This window comes from Nitrosomonas eutropha, from assembly GCF_003201195.1.
Taxonomy (GTDB): Bacteria; Pseudomonadota; Gammaproteobacteria; order Burkholderiales; family Nitrosomonadaceae; genus Nitrosomonas; species Nitrosomonas eutropha.
This window is the reverse complement of record NZ_QICQ01000009.1, coordinates 56,839-76,026: the sequence shown is the minus strand read 5'-3', so window position 1 is coordinate 76,026 and position 19,188 is coordinate 56,839. Positions and strand designations below refer to the sequence as shown.

The window sequence follows — 19,188 nt, the reverse complement described above, 5'->3', positions numbered from 1 at the left end:
TTTTATCCTGTCAAGCCTTGAAAAGGCTGAAATCATCTGGCATCACGACTAAAAGGCGCTGCTATCTATCTAGCCACACAGGGTAAGCAGCAGATTTTTCAGATACCGCATATATGAAAAAGGAAATGCAAAGATATGGAAGCAGCCTACGTCATCCCCAAGAAAGATCTTTCCTCCTGGCAAAAGTGGGAATTCGGTTCGCTTGACCCACTTAAATCCAGACAGAAAACGGAATTTTCACAAAAAATACCTCAGGCCACAAAACCAGTTAACCAACCTGAAAAGCAGATGATATCTGATCAGGAAGTAACCGGACAGGACACTATTGTTTTACCAACTGCCGAGCAGATCGAACAGATTTATCAGCAAGCTCATGAGGAAGGAAAAACAGCGGGTTATCAGGAAGGCATGAAACAAGCAAAGCAAACAGCCGCAGCGGAAGCACAACGCTTTCAAGCACTGATAAATACGTTTGCACGGGAGGTGAAAGACATTGACCAGACCATGGCGCAGGATTTGCTGGCATTAGCCGTTGATCTGGCCAGAAAAATCACCGGCCAGGCTTTGCAGATCAAACCGGAACTGATCCTTCCGATTGTTGAAGATGCAATTCGTCAGCTAACTTCTGTTTCACAGCCAATCCAGCTAACCTTGCATCCTGATGATGCTGCCCGCATCCGCACGCATCTGGAAGATCATCCGGCACACCCCAAATGGCATATCCAGGAAGATGCACAAATTGAACCTGGTGGTTGCCGGGTTGAATCAGGTGGTTGTGAAGTGGACGCCACACTGTCTACTCGCTGGCAACGCACCCTGGCCGCTCTCAGCCAGGATCCAGACTGGCTGACATAACGCTATCTGGCGGGCACCATCATGGACACCATCGGGCCGACACATACCTCGCTCTGGCGCGGCTTCATTCAGAATTGCCAACAACTGATTGAGCCTGTCAACCCTCTGCTCATCAGCGGTACACTGACCCGTGTAGCCGGATTGGTGATGGAGGCAGTCGGCCTCAAACTGGCAGTGGGGACCAGTTGTATTGTTTTTCTGCCAAATGGCACCAGTGTTACAGCGGAGGTAGTCGGCTTTTCCGGAGAACGGCTTTTCCTGATGCCATCCGGCGATATCTACGGGCTGACTCCCGGCGCAAAAGTAGTTCCAGTTGAATATACCGGTACACCTCCCCGCATCGGGGCGATACAGCATCCGCGACGACGTGCAGCTGACCGGGCAAAGCACATCAGTGTCGGCCCGGAACTGCTGGGGCGTGTCCTGAACGGAGTCGGTGAACCACTTGATCGGCTCGGTCCGCTCCAGTGCGGGCACAACGTTCCACTTTATGGCCGTCCATTCAATCCACTGGAACGGGCACCCATCGAAAAAATACTGGATGTTGGCGTGCGTGCGATTAACACCCTGTTGAGCGTGGGTCGTGGCCAGCGCATGGGATTGTTTGCCGGTAGTGGTGTGGGTAAAAGTGTCTTGCTCGGCATGATGGCGCGTTATACCAGCGCGGATGTTATCGTGGTAGCACTGATCGGGGAACGGGGCCGGGAAGTGCAGGAATTCATCGAAACCATTCTGGGAGAGGAAGGCCTGGCACGCTCAGTGGTCGTGGCTGCCCCGGCTGATACCTCACCACTAATGCGGTTGCATGGCGCTGCCTACGCGACAGCGATAGCTGAATATTTCCGCGATGAAGGCAAGCATGTGCTGCTGATCATGGATTCACTCACCCGCTTTGCCATGGCACAACGCGAGATTTCACTTGCCATTGGCGAACCGCCTGCCACTAAGGGTTATCCTCCCTCGGTATTTGCTCGCTTGCCCCAACTGGTAGAACGCGCTGGCAATGGCCGACGGGGCAGTGGATCAATTACCGCCTTTTATACCGTGCTGGCCGAAAATGATGATCCAAACGATCCCATCGCTGATAATGCACGCGCCATTCTCGATGGTCACATTGTTCTTTCACGACACTTGGCCGACGCCGGTCATTACCCGGCGATAGATATAGAGTCCTCGATCAGCCGGGTGATGGCCAGCTTGGTAACACGCGAGCAGCTTGGTCAGGCGCAGCGTTTCAAGGCGCTGTACTCTCGCTACCAGCGCAGCCATGATCTGATCAGCGTTGGCGCATATATCAGTGGCACTGATCCTCAACTGGATCAGGCTATCGCGCTTTATCCGGCACTCGAATCTTTCCTGCAGCAAGGCATGTTCGAGCAGGAAAACTATGCCAAAAGCATGGACAAACTAACTACCCTGAATCTGTAACCGGATAAGATGAATCATGGCCACTTCTCATTCACTCAAACTGTTACTGGAACATGCCCGTAAGCAGACGGATGATGCCGCCATTAATCTGGGAAAGTTAAATTTCAAGCAACAGGAGGCTGAAAAAACCCTGCGGCTGCTGATCGAATACCGGGAAAACTACCAGGTGCAATTCACGGAATCTGCCGGTAATGGCGTGACACCCACCGAGTGGCGTAATTTCAAGGCATTTATCTGCAAGCTTGATACCGCCATTCAGGCACAGCAAAACCTTGTTGCGGTGACACAACAGCATACGGAAGCAGGCAGCATGCAATACCACCATCAGCGAAAAAAACTGAAATCATATGACACCTTATCGCAACGTGCCAAGCTTCATTATCAACTGCGCCTGCAAAAGCAGGAGCAACATCAGCTGGATGAACACACTTCACACACACTCAGCAAACGGCCAAAGAACGTGGAATAGTGGCATCAAAATTGCTTGATATTTGTTATACAAGCACAAATTTCTCCGAGGATAGCTATGCCGAATTTACCCGCCATTCCTGACATGGGTCTGCGCGTCACAACAAGTGATCTCATGACGACCATTTTGCCGGGTGCTTCCATCCCTTCTGCTCCCGGTCAACCGGTTGAACAGGCATTTGGCAACATCCTGACCAGCGTGATGGAGAATAAGCCGACCGCTGAAGAAGACGATACTGAAAATCTGGAGCTTGCATTACCGACTGATGCACTTATGCCAGGCATGATGTCTATCCCGGTTAGCCAATGGATCAATCTACCTCAGCCCACACCGGATATTCAAACGGCAGAACTATTATCTAGGCCACCGACAAGCACAGCCTCGAATGCCGGGCAGTACTCAGCCAGCTTACTATTGACAACTGACCCTATTGAGCTGACAGATGTAACCAAGGGCATCAGCAATCTGGCATCTACTTCTACAAATGGCTTTAATCAAGTAATTGATGCGGCAGATTTTGCCGATAGTGACAGAATCCAGCCGGCCTCAATGACGTATATGATTTCAAATACTGGGCAACTGGTTACAAGTGAGCCTGATATATTGACGAGAGGCAATCCGTCATCCGCCGAACCAGAAAACAGGATTTCCAATGGTCAGCACCTAGCCAGCTCGCTACAGACGATCAACCAGGTTAATACCACAACCCCTTCCATCGAACTGTCGGACGGAAACAGGAGCATCAGCAATACGGCTCCTATTTCCACCCCTAATTTTGATCAGGCAATTGATGCGGCAAACTTCGTCGACAGTAGTAAAGCCTTGTCAACTTCAATGATGCCTGTAGCAATGCATACCAGCATCACTGATACTGCTACTGCTGATGCCATGAATAATGCCCCGGCTATCGCCGCAGAATTTGGACATCCGGATTGGCCTGAAGAATTCGGCCGGAAAATCACCTGGCTGGCAACGCAGCGAATGCAGGCAGCAGAATTGAAATTACACCCGGCGCACCTCGGTCCGATAGAAATCTCACTGCAATTATCCGACGATCACCAGCTTACGGCACAATTTGTTTCGCATCATACTGCCGTACGTGAAGCCATCGAAGCCAATTTACCCAGATTGCGCGAAATCATGGCAGAAAACGGTATTACGCTGGCAGATACCTCAGTTAGCGCGGATACCCCGCAGCAACAGGCAGAAAGTGAACGGGACAACTCCTCTCGTTCCTCCGGGAATAACCGCTTCCCGAACAACTCCATCGGAACACATACACCGGTTTCATTGATCACCAGGCACTCAGGAATCATTGACACGTTCGCTTAGGGAGATACTGGTTAGGCTGAGTAATTTCTGACAAAACAGAAGATTACTGAAGCAATAAGTAATCACAAGCAACACTCAAGTATCTATATGTCTTACCTGATTATCAAAACCGACCCGGAATCTCTGAAGCTGACCGTCAACTTATTTCCTCCCCAAAAGTCGGATTGTCCAGTTTAAAATGGGTACAAGAATCCAGAGCATCAATATCAATTCGAATTCGGGTAATGGATTTAGCAGAATCCCATTTTGGCAGTGTATGAAGATTAATTAAATTTTGTCCAGTCCGAAATAAAAACCTTGTACTGTGTTCTTCATCAAAATAAGGTTGATCATCTACCAACCAGAAAAGCTGTAAGGGTACCGATTGTGACCCATCAGCACAACTCAGACTAATACTGAGGTAATCCACCTCTTTAGGCTTAATTATTTCTGATACCGTAAAATCAAAGAAAGGGTCACTTCCAATAATTTGGAACTCATCAGTCGTTGTACCCTGTAACAAATGATTTAATCCAACAGCTGTCGTAGTCTGAATTGGTTTAAATTTACTTCCTAACGGAACAAAAACTGGAGGAGGGTACAAGGCAAACTGTGGATTTCTTGAGGTGCGTTCAACCACTGTAAAAAAAACATAGTCCGGCTCCCACTCCTCGACTAATTGGACAAACTTTCCACCTGGTTTTATTGCTTCAGCCCAATGCAATTGAAGTACTTCACTAAATGTTGCAGCCATCAAAGGTGACATTGCAGTACCAAAAGAATCTCTTAACCAAAGCACTTTTTTTGATTGAGGGCACTACAAGATTGAATCAGAAGCGGCTTATTCGGTGCATTAACTTGAGGATTCCCTCCTTGTCGAAGGATATGTCCAGTGTCATAGTCCAATTGTGTAGTTTCCACCGCTAAACTTGATGTGTAAATTACAGGTTCTAAATCAGAAAGATAAGTGGTAAGCCTGAGAAAATTTGCCAAATCGCCCCCAGCACGAGAATCAACTCGTTTGAGTTTATAGGTTTTTTGTGGTGGCCATTGGATCTCTGGAGCAACCTTACCTATCTGCTGCGCAAAAGCTCGAAAAGCAATTCCTGCTCCCAGAGCATTCCAGTGTGTGTCCGTTTTATAATATAAGAGCTCAGAGTAGTTTGCCTTGGCCTCCAACAAAGTATTTCTAAAATCAACGTAATGAATTGTATTTGCTCCGATAAGCAAGGCATCAGTAGCGTTAGGTATGGATGTCTTGGCCCAAAGTGGCAAATTCTCAGGATAAATAGTCCCTTTATTGGGGCCAATCATAATTCTAAAAAGTTTTACCCCCTTACTCGAAAGATAAGCATTCCAAGACTCTATAGCACTTCCGATTTTTTGGCTGGAAACATAGTCCGCTGCGGATGGAGGGCGGCGATCTATTGTTCGAGTTTCTTCATATATATCCCCCAAGAAAAGCCAACCATCGTAACCAATTATTACTTGGTTTGAATCTGTACTTATACCAACCGGGTAAAGAAGTAGTGCTACCCATCTTGATATGAAATCCATGTTATACAGGAAAGATCTCTCTCCCCATTTGATAGCTTCGCGACTTGGTGCAGTAAAAATGTTGATTGCTGGAACAACCAGAAGACTAAATAAAACTACAGATAAGAAAATGAATACACTACGTTTCACGATCTGTGCAATCAAAAATTGAAGTAAAGAAATACCGAGCTAGTCGCAGCCAACATGAAATACATTGCCGTTACAGAAAGAACAATACTAAAAGCAAGCTCCCTCATTCCAATGGCTTCGCTCACCATTTCCACTGAATTTTTTTGAGGAATTAGCATGAATGTGGCGAAGATTGCCAGATAAATGGGAAATTGCCCGATAAAACTCGCGGGCATAAACTTCAACAAAATGTCAGATAGCCAACCTCCCCAAGCCAAGTCTGCTACAGGAATTCCACCTGTGGTATGGCCTAACACGGAAGAAAAATCAACCATTCCACGTAGTACACGAAATGCATCATCTAAAGTCTTGGCGCGAAAAAATACCCAAGTAACATTTACAAATGTAAAAGTTAAAATCCACGCCAAAGCGGAATGTAATGGATATTTAAGTAGTTTCCAGAGCCGATGAATAACAAGAGCACAACCATGCATAGCACCCCATATTACAAACATCCAGGTCGCACCGTGCCATAAACCTCCCAGAACGAATGTAATAAAAATATTAAGATAAGTGCGATATTCCCCGCATCGATTTCCGCCTAAAGGAATATATAGATAATCTCGAAGAAAATTACTGAGTGTAATATGCCAACGTCGCCAAAAATCCTGTATATCTAGCGCCTTATAAGGAGAATTAAAGTTTATCGGTAGCCATATATTGAATAGTAACGAGGCGCCAATCGCCATGTCACAATATCCACTAAAATCAAAATAAAGCTGGAAAGTGTAGGATAAGCTTGTTGCCCATGCAGCAAAAAAATCGAGATACTGACCACCATCAAACCCTGCAGTTGCCCAGATAGCAAAGCTATCCGCAATAACAACCTTTTTGAAAAGTCCAATTGAAAAAATAAATAAACCTTTCAAAATATTCGAATATCTACGTATTAAAGTCCACTGTGAAAAAAATTGCGGCATGATTTGCCGGTGATGGACAATCGGCCCGGCAATAAGATGTGGGAAAAAAGTTACAAATAGTGAGTAATTCAGCAAATCATACTCAGTTGTCTCACCTTTATAACTATCCACCAAATAAACAATTTGCGTAAATGTAAAGAAACTAATCGCTAAAGGAAGAACGATTTGTGGTAACTCTAAATCTGTTCCAAAAATTAAATTAACGTTACTGAGCAAAAAATCAGTATATTTGTAGTACCCAAGTAATAGGAGATTGGCAGTTATTCCCGTAGCAAGAACAACTTTTCTATTGATTCTATGGCGTATTTTTTGTTTCCATTGTAAGGATTGCTCATGTGCCTGAGCAAGCCCGGTCCCAATTGCAAAATTCAGGAAAATTGATACCAAGATTAAAGGCAGATACCTAATATCCCAGTAAGCATAGAAAAACAAGCTCACAACAACCAACCAGATTTTTCCGGCAATAACTAGGCGCCTGTAATTAAGCCAGAAATAGACAAAAAAAGAAAACGGCAAAAAAACAAGAATAAATTGCCATGAGCTAAAAATCATTTGTGGTCAAGCTGATCAAAAAAATGGAGCCATTTTATAATCTATGGAAAGAGGCACGTCATCTTTTTCACCCCCACTGTTATTGTCACCATCATCACGACTGATCAGTAAGCCAAGGTAGCAACACTATCGCCAATCAACATCTGTCGATGTAGGATACAAGTATCAGCGTACTGTGGGGGCACAGAAAAATGTTTGAGGATCGTACAGCAGCCGCCATCCGGTTGGCAGAGCAGCTCAAGGCTTATCAGGGACAAAATCCGCTGATACTGGCAATTCCACGGGGTGCGGTGCCTATGTCCCGCATCATTGCCAACAAACTGGAAGGTGAACTGGATGTTGTGCTGGTCCGCAAGCTGCGTGCGCCGGAGAATCCAGAGTTTGCAATTGGCGCCGTCGACGAAAATGGACAAGTTTATCTGGCCGGCCATGCCGCCCGGAGTGGCGCCACTCGCGAATACATTGCAACCGAAAAAGCTACTCAGCTCGAATTGTTACATGAGCGGCGGATACGTTATACGCCTGCTCGTCCGGCAATTGATCCGCATGACCGAATCGTAATTGTAGTGGATGATGGCTTGGCGACCGGATCCACCATGATTGCAGCATTGCACGCTGTCCGCCTCCAGCAACCGCGTAAACTGATCTGCGCTGTGCCGGTCGCGCCAGCCAAAACACTGGCTGATATTACTCCGTTTGCAGATGAGGTTATCTGCCTGGAAACACCTGCAATATTTTATTCAGTCGGCCAGTTTTATCACTTGTTTCCGCAGATCAATGACGATGAAGTCATCGCTGCACTGGAAGCTTCATCGTAAAAACGCATCGACAAATCTGTCGCCTGTATATCCTTGGTCAGGCTGCCGATTGAGATCCGGTCCACACCCGTTTCAGCAATCGCTCGTACAGTATCAAGCGTAACGTTGCCGGAGGCTTCAAGTACAGCAGGCTTGCCCAGGAATTGTCGATTATAGGTAACGGCATCCCGCAGATCAGGCAGATCAAAGTTATCCAGCAGAACCATGCGTGCTCCGGCAGACAGGGCTTGTATGAATTCATTCCGTGTTTCCACTTCAATCTGGATGAATACTCCTGGAGGCGCAATTTCAGCAGCTCTGCGCAAAGCAGCTTCAATACTGCCGGCCGCAATAATGTGATTTTCCTTGATCAGAATCCCGTCATACAACCCGGCACGATGATTGACTCCTCCTCCGCAGCGCACGGCATATTTCTGCGCCAAGCGTAATCCTGGCAAGGTTTTGCGAGTATCGACAACCTGTACACCCGTACCTTCAGTTGCATCGACAAACTGTCGAGTACGCGTCGCCACCGCAGAGAGCATCTGCAAAAAATTTAAGGCAGTGCGCTCTGCTGTCAACAAAGCCCGCGCATTGCCATTGAGTACGCACAACACTTGATCACTGCCAACCTGCTGCCCTTCGCTGACACGCCAGTCAATCCTGGCGGCCGGAGATAGTTGATGGAAACTTTCATCAAACCACGGAATGCCACAAATGATAATGGCTTCCCGGGTGATCACCTGTGCACGCAGACATCGATCAGATTGGATCAGAGTAGCTGTCAGATCACCACTGCCAATATCTTCATCCAGCGCTTGTCGAACCTGCTTGCTGATTGCTTCACTTTGCAACATGCTTCACACTCATCTATTTAGAACATCATTCCAGACACCATGTCAGACAGCCTGATCAATCTAATTATTTTCAGTACTGCCACTATTTTAGGGCTAATTATCGTGGGTGCCATAGTCATCTTTTTCATCCGCGATGCTACCCAGAAAAAGCACACCATATTGCGCAATTATCCCATCATCGGGCGATTGCGCTATTTTTTTGAAACTCAGGGAAAGTATTTCCGCCAATATTTCTTTACCGGAGATCGTGATGAAATGCCATTCAATCGCGCTACTCGGAGCTGGATCTATAAAAATGCCAAAAATATGGAAAGTACTGTTGGCTTTGGCTCCTCGTACGATCTGTGCGAACCCGGGGCGCTCATTTTTGTCAATGCCGCTTTTCCCATACTGGAAGAAGATCAGCTGCCCATCCCCGCCCTGTCCATTGGTGAAGGTTACTGCGACCAGCCCTTTCTGGCGCAATCCATCATCAACATCAGCGGTATGAGCTATGGTGCCATTTCCGCACCAGCTGTGCGTGCGCTTTCGCTTGGTGCGGCTAAGGCCGGATGCTGGCTAAGTACAGGCGAAGGGGGATTAGCTCCTTTTCACCTGGAAGGGAAATGCGACATCATCATGCAAATCGGCACAGCCAAATACGGTATCCGGGATGAGCAGGGAAAGTTTTCTGCCACCCGTGCACGGGAAATTGCCCAATCCGTCAAGGCATTTGAAATCAAACTTTCGCAAGGGGCAAAACCAGGTAAAGGCGGCATGCTGCCGGCATGCAAAGTCAGCCCGGAAATTGCCGCTATCCGGGGCATTCCCCCCTGGCAGGATTCTATCAGTCCCAACCGGCATCACGATGTTGGTAATATTGAAGAACTGCTGGATCAAATTGCCTTTATCCGGGAACTGACCGGACGACCAGTTGGCATCAAAACTGCTATTGGTGGCTGGCATTTCATCAATGAGTTGTGCGATGTCATCCTGCGTAGAGGGCTGGAATATGCCCCCGATTTCCTGACAATTGATGGCGGTGAAGGTGGCAGCGGCGCAGCTCCACAGGCGCTGATCGATTATGCCGGGCTGCCGATTACCGAGGCACTGCCGCGGGTGGTCGATGCTCTGATCGAATCCGGCCTGAGACAGCGTATCCGCGTCGTTGCAGCAGGGAAACTGGTTACTTCTGCCAAATGTGCATGGGCATTATGTGCGGGTGCAGATTTCGTCAATACCGCTCGGGGATTCATGTTTTCCCTGGGCTGCATTCAGGCCATGCGCTGTCACCTGAACACCTGCCCGACCGGTATCACTACCAATAACCCGCGCCTGCAACGTGGCCTGGTCGTGGAAGAAAAATATCTGCGAGTGGCCAATTACGCCACCAACGTTAATCACGAAATCAGCATGATTGCCCATTCTTGCGGATTGCGGCATGCCCGTGAACTACGTCGGGAACATATCCGCATCGTGGAAACGGCCGGAAAGAGCATTGCGCTGAACATGCTATATCCTTACCCGGAGATAAGAAATCAACGCTCTCATTAGCACCTTGACAGACAATGTGAAACGATCCACCAATAAGGCAATTAACTGCGCCAAAGAAGCAGCATGCACGGACAGCTGAAACAAACAGCCAAGAATCAAGCAAATGAAACCTTATGATACAGCCAAAGATAAGGCTTCTGAAATCAAAAATAAAATTGATTAAACCTGCCCATCACCAGCTCCACTGCTTCCAGCAGTAGTGGAGCGATTTCTCTCATCTGGATCGGCAGCGAGTCCATCAAGAAACACTCTTAAAATTAAGGAATTACCTCTCCTGGCTAATTATCAAATAGCCACCATTTCAATTCGAATTAAAGGGACGATCCCTTCCGCCTCCCCCCGTAATCACTAGCCAGCCAGCAACCAATACTTCACCAGTTCATCTCCAGTTAAAAAATCAAATCGCGCCACCGGGTTGAAATTTCGCCACCACGCCATATAGTAAGGGCATTCCAATCTTTACTTCACTTCAGGAGATGACATGCGGTTCGACAAATTCACCACCAAGTTTCAGCAGGCTCTCGCCGATGCGCAAAGCATGGCGCTGGGGCAGGATCATCCCTATATTGAATCTCAGCATCTTCTGCTCGCACTGATGCAGCAAGAAGATGGCAGTATTGCCTCGTTGCTGCAACGTGCCGGAGTGAATGTTCAACCATTGCGCCAGGCATTGACACAAAGCCTGAAACTTTTGCCAAAAGTGGAAGGAACAGGCGGGGAGATCAATATTTCTCGTGATCTGGGCAATCTGCTCAACCTGACTGACAAGGAGGCGCAGAAAAGAGGAGATCAGTACATTGCTTCAGAAATGTTTCTGCTGGCTGTACTGGAAGACAAAGGCGAGACCGGACGATTGCTGAAACAATACGGTGTTACACGCGCTGCACTGGAACAGACAATCGATTCTGTACGCGGCGGAGAACAGGTAACCGATGCTGAAGCAGAAGGCAGTCGGGAAGCCCTGAAGAAATATACGCTGGATCTGACTGAACGTGCCCGCTCGGGCAAGCTCGATCCCGTGATCGGACGGGATGACGAAATCCGGCGGACAATTCAGGTATTGCAACGGCGTACCAAGAACAACCCCGTCCTGATTGGTGAGCCGGGCGTCGGTAAAACAGCCATTGTGGAAGGGTTGGCGCAACGTATCGTCAATGGTGAAGTGCCCGAAACACTGAAAAACAAACGAGTGTTATCGCTGGACATGGCAGCACTGCTGGCCGGCGCCAAATATCGTGGCGAGTTTGAAGAGCGATTGAAGACTGTACTGAAAGAGCTGGCGCAAGATGAAGGCCGTACTATCGTGTTCATTGATGAACTGCATACGATGGTAGGTGCTGGTAAGGCAGAAGGCGCGATAGATGCCGGCAACATGCTCAAACCAGCACTGGCACGCGGTGAGCTGCATTGCGTGGGTGCAACCACGCTGGATGAATACCGCAAATACGTTGAAAAGGATGCTGCGTTGGAACGCCGTTTCCAGAAAGTACTGGTGGACGAACCCGGCGTCGAGGCGACGATCGCCATCCTGCGCGGGCTGCAGGAAAAATACGAATTGCATCATGGTGTGGAAATTACTGATCCAGCTATTGTTGCGGCTGCCGAACTCTCCCATCGTTACATTACCGACCGTTTTCTGCCAGACAAGGCAATCGATCTGATCGACGAGGCGGCAGCACGCATTCGCATGGAGCAGGATTCCAAGCCGGAAGTCATGGATAAACTTGATCGGCGCCTTATTCAGCTGAAGATCGAGCGTGAAGCCGTAAAAAAGGAAAAGGATGAGGCCTCGAAAAAACGTCTGGCACTGCTTGAAGAGGAAATTGAAAAACTGGAACGTGAATACGCTGATCTGGACGAAATACTGAAAGCGGAAAAGTCCCGCGCGAAAGGTTCACAGGAAATTAAGGAAGAGCTTGAGAAACTGCGTCGGGAAGAAGAAGCCGCACGGCGTAAGGGGGACTTGCAAAAAGCATCAGAGTTACTATACGGCCGTATTCCGCAATTGGAAACACAGCTTGCAGAGCAATTGCACCACGATGAATCAGCCGAGGAGGCTACACAGCCAAAATTATTCCGAACCCAGGTGGGCGCTGAGGAAATTGCTGAGGTTGTTTCGCGTGCAACCGGTATCCCGGTTTCCAAAATGATGCAGGGCGAGCGCGAAAAACTGTTGTTCATGGAAGATAAATTGCATGAACGGGTCATTGGTCAGGATGAGGCTGTCCGGCTGGTTTCTGACGCAATCCGGCGCTCTCGTTCCGGGTTATCCGACCCCAACCGACCCTATGGATCTTTCTTGTTTCTGGGACCGACTGGGGTAGGTAAAACCGAGTTGTGCAAGGCACTGGCAGGATTCCTGTTTGATTCCGAGGAACATCTCATCCGGGTGGATATGTCTGAATTCATGGAGAAGCATTCAGTCGCGCGCCTGATTGGCGCGCCGCCAGGCTATGTTGGCTATGAAGAAGGCGGTTATCTGACTGAACAGATACGACGTAAGCCTTATTCCGTCATTCTGCTCGATGAAGTAGAAAAAGCACATCCGGACGTGTTTAATGTGTTACTGCAGGTGCTGGACGACGGTCGGATGACGGATGGCCAGGGACGCACTGTAGACTTCAAAAACACGGTCATCGTCATGACTTCCAACTTAGGTTCACAAATGATCCAGCAGATGAGCGGCGATGATTACCAAGCCATCAAGCAAGCAGTAATGGGAGAGGTTAAAACCTATTTCCGACCAGAGTTTATTAACCGTATTGATGAGGTGGTTGTTTTCCATTCGCTGGATGAAGCGCACATCAAGTCGATTGCCAAAATTCAGTTGAGTAATCTGGGAGCCCGATTGGCGCAAATGGAGATGAAACTGGTAGTTTCAGAATCAGCTCTGGCAAAACTGGCTGAGGCTGGTTTTGATCCGATATTTGGTGCACGGCCTCTGAAACGTGCCATTCAGTCTCAGATCGAAAATCCGCTGTCCAGAGAATTGCTGGAGGGTCATTTCTCTGCTGGAGATACTATCCTGGTTAAATATGGTGACGGTAGTATGCAGTTCTCGAAACAGCATTAAGCCTGGCTTATGGCCAATCGCTGAAATTGAATGAAAGCAGATTGTTTCGGGTAGAATAATGATTATTATTATTTATATAGACAAAGTGCCATGTTCAGAGGTAGTCATGTAGCGATCGTCACTCCCATGTTGGAAGACGGGGCATTGGATCTGGATAGATTCTGTGCCTTGATCGACTTTCATATCGAACAGGGAACGGATGGCATCGTCGTAGTCGGTACCACAGGGGAGTCTCCCACCGTAGATTTTGATGAGCACGATCTGCTGATTCGAACAGCTGTTTCCTATGCAGACGGACGTATTCCGATCATCGCCGGCACTGGTGCCAATTCGACCCGAGAAGCAATCGAGCTCACCGTGTTTTCGAAGAATGCCGGCGCAGATGCCTGCCTGTCCGTCGCACCTTACTATAACAAGCCGACTCAGGAAGGGTTGTACCAGCATTTCAAGGCAATCGCCGAAGCAGTAGATATTCCGATGATTTTATATAACGTACCGGGGCGGACTGTAGCAGATATCAGTAATGAAACCACATTACGGCTGGCGCAGATTCCTGGTATCGTTGGCATCAAGGATGCCACTGGCAATATTGCACGCGGATGTGATTTGGTGCAGCGTGTACCAGATAATTTTGCTGTTTACAGTGGCGATGATGCCACAGCACTGGCGCTGCTGTTGCTCGGTGGACACGGCATTATTTCGGTTACCGCCAACGTCGCCCCGCGATTGATGCACGAAATGTGTACTGCTGCTCTGTCCGGCGATCTGGCCCAGGCACGGGCAATCAATGCCCGATTATTCAAGCTGCATATCGATTTGTTTGTCGAGGCCAATCCCATCCCGGTCAAATGGGCGGTGGCAAAAATGGGATTGATCAACGAAAACATACGTCTGCCATTGACGGCTTTATCCAGCCAGCATCACGAACTGATCAGAAAAGCGATGCTGCAGGCTGGTATCACGGTTTAAAGGTTTACCATGCTTAAGAAGCGTCCGAGCAGACGTCTGAGAAAATTTCTGATTGCAAATATTACGCTGGCGATCCTCGTTTCGGGCTGCAACCTGCTACCCGAAAATAAAAAGATTGATTACAAGTCGGCAGGGAAACTTCCTCCACTTGAAGTCCCGCCTGATCTGACCAGTCCCGAAACCAACGAACGATTTGCCATTCCGGATGTTGATGCGTCCGGCAGCGCTACATTCTCGACTTACAACAGCACCCGGAGCGGACTATTAAGGGAGCGGGCAAATTTACCCGTACTCTCTGCCACTGCGCTGCAGAACGGAATTCATATCGAACGCTCCGGTACTCAGCGCTGGCTGGTTGTGCCACGCGAACCCGCCGCAGTATGGCCGGTTATCAAAGAATTCTGGCAAGATATGGGATTTCTGCTCAAGGTGGAAGCACCCGATCTGGGAATCATGGAAACTGACTGGGCAGAAAACCGTGCCAAAATACCCCAGGATATTATCCGAAGTGCACTATCAACTTTCCTTGACAGCCTTTATTCCACCGCTGAACGTGACAAGTTTCGTACCCGCCTGGAGCAGGATCAATCCGGCGCAACCGAAATTTTTATCAGTCACCGGGGCATGATTGAAGTGCTGGCAGATCGCAATACTAATCGCACTATCTGGCAGCCACGCAAATCAGATCCCGAACTGGAAGCAGAAATGCTGAACCGTCTGATGCAACGTTTCGGTGTGGATGAAGAACGTGCAACGGCTGAAATTGCTGCAAGTGGTGCAACTGAAGAACGGGCGTTCCTGGATAAAACCCGGAAAGGTATATTGATTATAAGGGAACCGTTTGACCGCGCGTGGCGGCGAGTTGGCCTTGAGCTTGATCGGATCGGCTTTACGGTGGAAGATCGGGATCGTTCGAGCGGGATTTACTTTGTCCGCTATATCAGCCCCGGTGAGGAAATCCACAAAGCGGATAAGGGGAAAGGCTTACTTTCCAAACTGGCTTTCTGGTCCAATGACACTGATAAAGATTCTACAGCGGAGAAATATCAGATCAAGATAAGTGAAGTCAGTTTAAATAGTGAAGTTAGTGTACTTAACACGGATGGAATCGCTGAAGAATCAGAAACAGCTAAACGTATTCTTAATTTGTTATACGAACAACTTAAGTAAAGTAAATAGAGCGACAGTATTACCCAGCTGATCGCGCTGCTCATCCTATACGAATGGACAGCAAGCATAACAAGTAGGTATATATTTACTTACCCCATACTTGGTTGGCTTGACTACGATTGGTGCAGTATATCTCTTTATTCTCCACGAATTTAATCCCCCGTCTCGTGGAGAATAAAATGCTTACATAGCGAATATCTGAAAATACCATGATACTTATAGGGGTTTTTTCACTGCAATTTTTCCATGGTGAAGTTTGTATCTGTACAAAAAAACCGCCTAAAAGGCGGTTTTTTTGTACAGATACATTTTTTAGCTTAGTGCGCTTCCGGGATACCAGTATCACCTTCTTTCAAACACTTGCCATTTGCGTCAACCCCATGTTCGCAGTCTATTTTTTGGCCGGATATGATTTTTTCATAGTTCTCTCTTTCCGACTCTTGAACAGCCTGATGAGGACGTCCGCATGCTACCAGCAGAACTGCGGTAGCGATAACAGCTGCGTAAGCAAATTTCATTATTAAAGTTCCTTTAAAAAATTTCATAAACCTTGCTGCGAACGGCAGTATATAACAAAAATATCTCTCAGCTCAAGCAGTAGAATAAAACTGTTATTGCTTGGGTTGAATGGGTTAAAAGCATCTGCTTCTTACGCATCCCATAGAGGGGATGCCCATTGAAACACCACCCCTACAAATAAAACAGGGTATGTCAGCGATACATTGGGTTATTGCCGCGAGAAATCATGTAATCGAAATCCTAATATCCATAGACACGCAAAATAGCTGATGCCACCCTGCACTACCATTAGCCCCAGTTTCACCACTCGCTCAGTTGCTGTAAGCACAAACCACTCGGTATTACTCCCCGCTGTCAGCCATAACCCCACACTCATCACGATCAAGGCAATCAGAATTTTGAGTATAAATAATCCCCATCCAGGTAAAGGCTGATAAATGCCGTAGGAACGCAATTTGGAATAAAGTACGCCCGCATTAAGACATGCACCCAAGCCAATCGCCAGCGCGAGCCCGGCATGTTTTAGTGGAATAATGAACGCAAGATTCATGAGCTGTGTAGCAACAAGCGTCAAAATCGCGATCTTGACTGGAGTTCTGATATTCTGCCGGGCATAAAAACCTGGCGCCAACACTTTTACCAATATCAATCCGAGCAAACCAATGCTGTAGGCGATCAGCGCTTCCCGGGTCATCCAGACATCCTCCATGGAGAAGGCACCATAGTAAAACAATGTCGTTATAAGGGGTATGGCAAGCAACGCCAGTGCTACAGCGGCTGGCAGCGTTAATAAAAAAGTTAGACGCAGCCCCCAGTCCAGCAGACGGGAAAATTCCTCCGAGCTATTCTCCGTATAGTGACGTGATAATGAAGGCAAAATAACGGTACCCAATGCCACACCCAGCATGCCTGCCGGAAACTCCATCAGCCGATCAGCATAGTACAGCCATGAAACACTCCCGGTTATCAGCAATGATGCAAAAATGGTATTGATTAACAGGCTGATTTGCCCAATGGAAACACCAAATACTGCCGGCCCCATAAGTTTAAGCACACGCCATGCCCCGCTGTTACGAAACCTGAAACGCAATCGTGGCATTCTTTTCAAGCGCAGCAGAAAGGGTATCTGAAAAGCCAGCTGCAAAATACCACCGATGAATACCGCCCAGGCCAGTGCCAGCACAGGAGGATCCATCAGCGGCGCAAGCCACAATGCACAACCGATAAAGGAAAGATTCAGCAAAACCGGCGTCAAAGCGGGCACAGAAAAATGGCTGTAGGTATTCAGGATACCGCCTGCCAATGCCACCAGCGAAATAAACAAAATATAAGGAAAGGTAACCCGAAGCAGTTCGACTGTCAGTGCAAATTTATCCGGCACTGCTGCAAATCCCGGGGCGCTGATATAAATGATCAGCGGTGCCGCCAGAATACCCAGCAATGTCACTACAAACAATGCCGCGCCGAGCAAAGTGGCTACGTGATCAATGAGTTCACGGGTCTGTTCATTGGTGCGGTTATTCTTGTACTCCGCCAGAACAGGGACAAATGCCTGGGAGAAAGCGCCTTCCGCAAACAAGCGCCTGAGCAGATTTGGAATGCGAAAAGCTACGAAGAAAGCATCAGTCGCTATCCCTGCGCCAAATATCCTTGCAATGATCAGATCTCGTACAAAACCGAGGATACGCGAAACCAATGTCATACCACTGACAGTGGCAAGTGCTTTAAGCAGGTTCAATTGTCAGAATGTTTCCAGGATTGGTAGTGCTAGAGAATCTGAGTTTCGGAAATGATTCCAGGTGGCCAGGCAAGATTAACTTTAGCCGATTATCCCGGATTTTATGCGGAGGTACCAGAAATTTACTGACACCGTGAATGAAGGATCGTTAGAGAAGCTCTGCTATTTTTTCAGGACTGATCTTGAAGTAAAGCACCTGGCTCCATTCAGGGAAACCAAGTGCTGACTATTTGTGGAAAATCAATGAAACCGGATCAGAAAACGCTGTAAAAAGATATCAGACCGCACACGCTTCTCTGATCTCAACTTCCTGAGCCTCTTTGGCCTTCTGCGCAGCTGCTCGCTTAGTTTTACCAGCACGTGAAGGAACATGACAAAGCCCGCATACATGGTTGGATTGAATATCCAGGCTGTGAACCAGGAAATTCCCGGTACATTTAACGCAGGATGTAACAGAAAGCACCTTACTCTCCACAAAACGCACCAATGTCCATGCGCGTGTGAAACTCAATATACACTGCAGGTGGTTAACCTCGATATGTTCCAGATACAGCTGATAGCTCTTGATAATGGCATCAATGTCCCGAACATTCGTGTACTGGGTAATGTAATTGTAAATATTGATGAATAATGATGAATGCATGTTAGGCTGCCAACCTGTAAACCAGTCCTCGGAATAGGGAAGCATACCTTTGGGAGGAGAAACACCTTTAACTTCCTTATACAGCTTCACAAGTCGTTCGCGACTGAGTGTGGTAGATACTTCGAGCACTTGCAGCCTTGCACCCAGCCGGACCAATTCAGTGGCAAGCTGAATCTGTTTACCTTCGGATAAAATACTTTTCACTTTCATGATTACTTCCTCCTCTATACGGGTGCTCAGGAAATTTTTTCAGCAGGTTGCCCTGCCATGAGTATTGCAGCGTGGGATTGTGTCAGTGCGCGATCCTGTTTATGACTTGTAAGTATTTCTGCAATCAGGCTGTCATCAAAACGGAACCGGCACAACAGCATGTTGGATCCAGCCATTTTCAATAACTGGCTGTTAGTCAGCTTGATCAGAATATCCGCTATATCCTCGTCAATACCTAAACGGTACATTGCAGCAACCCTGTCTTCACGCAGCATTTGTTGAGCCAGCAGCAAATAACTGAGATTGACTTCCCTGATTTCGTCTAAAATCTGATTTGTCCCCATTTTTACTGCTCCTTCTAATATACAAATTAAACCGGGTTGTTCTCAAAAATGATGTAAGCATTTTTAACCAGGGAG

Annotated in this window: 17 protein-coding genes; 9 read left to right on the top strand and 8 right to left on the bottom strand. The window is 47.7% G+C overall.

What is annotated here, in order from left to right:
• The first annotated feature begins 135 nt into the window (after nt 1-135).
• The 4 genes from C8R14_RS05050 to C8R14_RS05035 are packed head-to-tail and all read left to right on the top strand — an operon-like array spanning nt 136 to nt 4,084.
• Nucleotides 136-855 (top strand): FliH/SctL family protein, encoded by a 720-nt coding sequence (locus tag C8R14_RS05050; RefSeq protein WP_011633838.1) that lies wholly within the window; start codon nt 136-138, stop codon nt 853-855.
• A gap of 21 nt (nt 856-876) precedes the next feature.
• A complete protein-coding gene (gene fliI, locus C8R14_RS05045) occupies nt 877-2,283 on the top strand; it encodes a flagellar protein export ATPase FliI (protein ID WP_011633837.1) in 1,407 nt (468 codons plus the stop codon).
• Nucleotides 2,284-2,299: 16 nt separating this feature from the next.
• Nucleotides 2,300-2,752 (top strand): flagellar export protein FliJ, encoded by a 453-nt coding sequence (gene fliJ / locus C8R14_RS05040; protein ID WP_011633836.1) that lies wholly within the window; start codon nt 2,300-2,302, stop codon nt 2,750-2,752.
• 57 nt (nt 2,753-2,809) lie between these two features.
• Nucleotides 2,810-4,084 (top strand): flagellar hook-length control protein FliK, encoded by a 1,275-nt coding sequence (locus tag C8R14_RS05035; protein WP_011633835.1) that lies wholly within the window; start codon nt 2,810-2,812, stop codon nt 4,082-4,084.
• Between the two features lie 136 nt (nt 4,085-4,220).
• Here the strand turns inward: C8R14_RS05035 and C8R14_RS13710 are convergent, their stop codons facing one another.
• The 3 genes from C8R14_RS13710 to C8R14_RS05025 are packed head-to-tail and all read right to left on the bottom strand — an operon-like array spanning nt 4,221 to nt 7,260.
• Nucleotides 4,221-4,817: a hypothetical protein gene (locus C8R14_RS13710; protein ID WP_207204481.1), complete on the bottom strand. Its 597-nt coding sequence runs from the start codon at nt 4,815-4,817 to the stop codon at nt 4,221-4,223.
• Between the two features lie 32 nt (nt 4,818-4,849).
• The gene (locus tag C8R14_RS13705) at nt 4,850-5,749 is read right to left on the bottom strand and encodes an alginate O-acetyltransferase AlgX-related protein (protein ID WP_207204480.1); all 900 of its coding nucleotides are present in this window, start codon (nt 5,747-5,749) and stop codon (nt 4,850-4,852) included.
• Nucleotides 5,750-5,760: 11 nt separating this feature from the next.
• On the bottom strand, nt 5,761-7,260 hold the full coding sequence (locus C8R14_RS05025) for an MBOAT family O-acyltransferase (protein WP_011633834.1): 1,500 nt from the start codon (nt 7,258-7,260) through the stop codon (nt 5,761-5,763).
• A 191-nt stretch (nt 7,261-7,451) separates the two neighbouring features.
• Here C8R14_RS05025 and C8R14_RS05020 point away from each other — a divergent pair, with 191 nt between their 5' ends.
• Nucleotides 7,452-8,078, top strand: a complete 627-nt coding sequence (locus tag C8R14_RS05020; protein WP_011633833.1) for a phosphoribosyltransferase — start codon at nt 7,452-7,454, stop codon at nt 8,076-8,078.
• Here C8R14_RS05020 and nadC read toward each other — a convergent pair.
• On the bottom strand, nt 8,018-8,914 hold the full coding sequence (gene nadC / locus C8R14_RS05015; protein WP_049753086.1) for a carboxylating nicotinate-nucleotide diphosphorylase: 897 nt from the start codon (nt 8,912-8,914) through the stop codon (nt 8,018-8,020). The two genes, C8R14_RS05020 and nadC, sit on opposite strands and share 61 nt — an antisense overlap.
• Nucleotides 8,915-8,953: 39 nt before the next feature.
• Here nadC and C8R14_RS05010 point away from each other — a divergent pair, with 39 nt between their 5' ends.
• The 4 genes from C8R14_RS05010 to bamC all read left to right on the top strand — a co-directional run bounded on the left by C8R14_RS05010 (nt 8,954) and on the right by bamC (nt 15,659).
• Nucleotides 8,954-10,447, top strand: a complete 1,494-nt coding sequence (locus C8R14_RS05010; RefSeq protein WP_011633832.1) for an FMN-binding glutamate synthase family protein — start codon at nt 8,954-8,956, stop codon at nt 10,445-10,447.
• A 481-nt stretch (nt 10,448-10,928) separates the two neighbouring features.
• On the top strand, nt 10,929-13,520 hold the full coding sequence (gene clpB / locus C8R14_RS05005) for an ATP-dependent chaperone ClpB (protein WP_011633831.1): 2,592 nt from the start codon (nt 10,929-10,931) through the stop codon (nt 13,518-13,520).
• A 90-nt stretch (nt 13,521-13,610) separates the two neighbouring features.
• Nucleotides 13,611-14,489, top strand: coding sequence for a 4-hydroxy-tetrahydrodipicolinate synthase (gene dapA / locus C8R14_RS05000; RefSeq protein ID WP_011633830.1), 879 nt, complete (start codon nt 13,611-13,613; stop codon nt 14,487-14,489).
• Nucleotides 14,490-14,498: 9 nt separating this feature from the next.
• Complete coding sequence (bamC, locus tag C8R14_RS04995; protein WP_011633829.1) at nt 14,499-15,659, top strand: NlpB/DapX family lipoprotein; 1,161 nt, start codon at nt 14,499-14,501, stop codon at nt 15,657-15,659.
• Between the two features lie 317 nt (nt 15,660-15,976).
• Here bamC and C8R14_RS04990 read toward each other — a convergent pair whose 3' ends face one another.
• The 4 genes from C8R14_RS04990 to flhD all read right to left on the bottom strand — a co-directional run bounded on the left by C8R14_RS04990 (nt 15,977) and on the right by flhD (nt 19,113).
• Nucleotides 15,977-16,177, bottom strand: coding sequence for a hypothetical protein (locus tag C8R14_RS04990; protein ID WP_041353438.1), 201 nt, complete (start codon nt 16,175-16,177; stop codon nt 15,977-15,979).
• Between the two features lie 209 nt (nt 16,178-16,386).
• Complete coding sequence (gene murJ, locus C8R14_RS04985) at nt 16,387-17,916, bottom strand: murein biosynthesis integral membrane protein MurJ (RefSeq protein ID WP_011633828.1); 1,530 nt, start codon at nt 17,914-17,916, stop codon at nt 16,387-16,389.
• Between the two features lie 277 nt (nt 17,917-18,193).
• Nucleotides 18,194-18,769: a flagellar transcriptional regulator FlhC gene (gene flhC / locus C8R14_RS04980; RefSeq protein ID WP_011633827.1), complete on the bottom strand. Its 576-nt coding sequence runs from the start codon at nt 18,767-18,769 to the stop codon at nt 18,194-18,196.
• A 26-nt stretch (nt 18,770-18,795) separates the two neighbouring features.
• Nucleotides 18,796-19,113, bottom strand: coding sequence for a flagellar transcriptional regulator FlhD (flhD, locus tag C8R14_RS04975; protein WP_011633826.1), 318 nt, complete (start codon nt 19,111-19,113; stop codon nt 18,796-18,798).
• Nucleotides 19,114-19,188 lie beyond the last annotated feature (75 nt).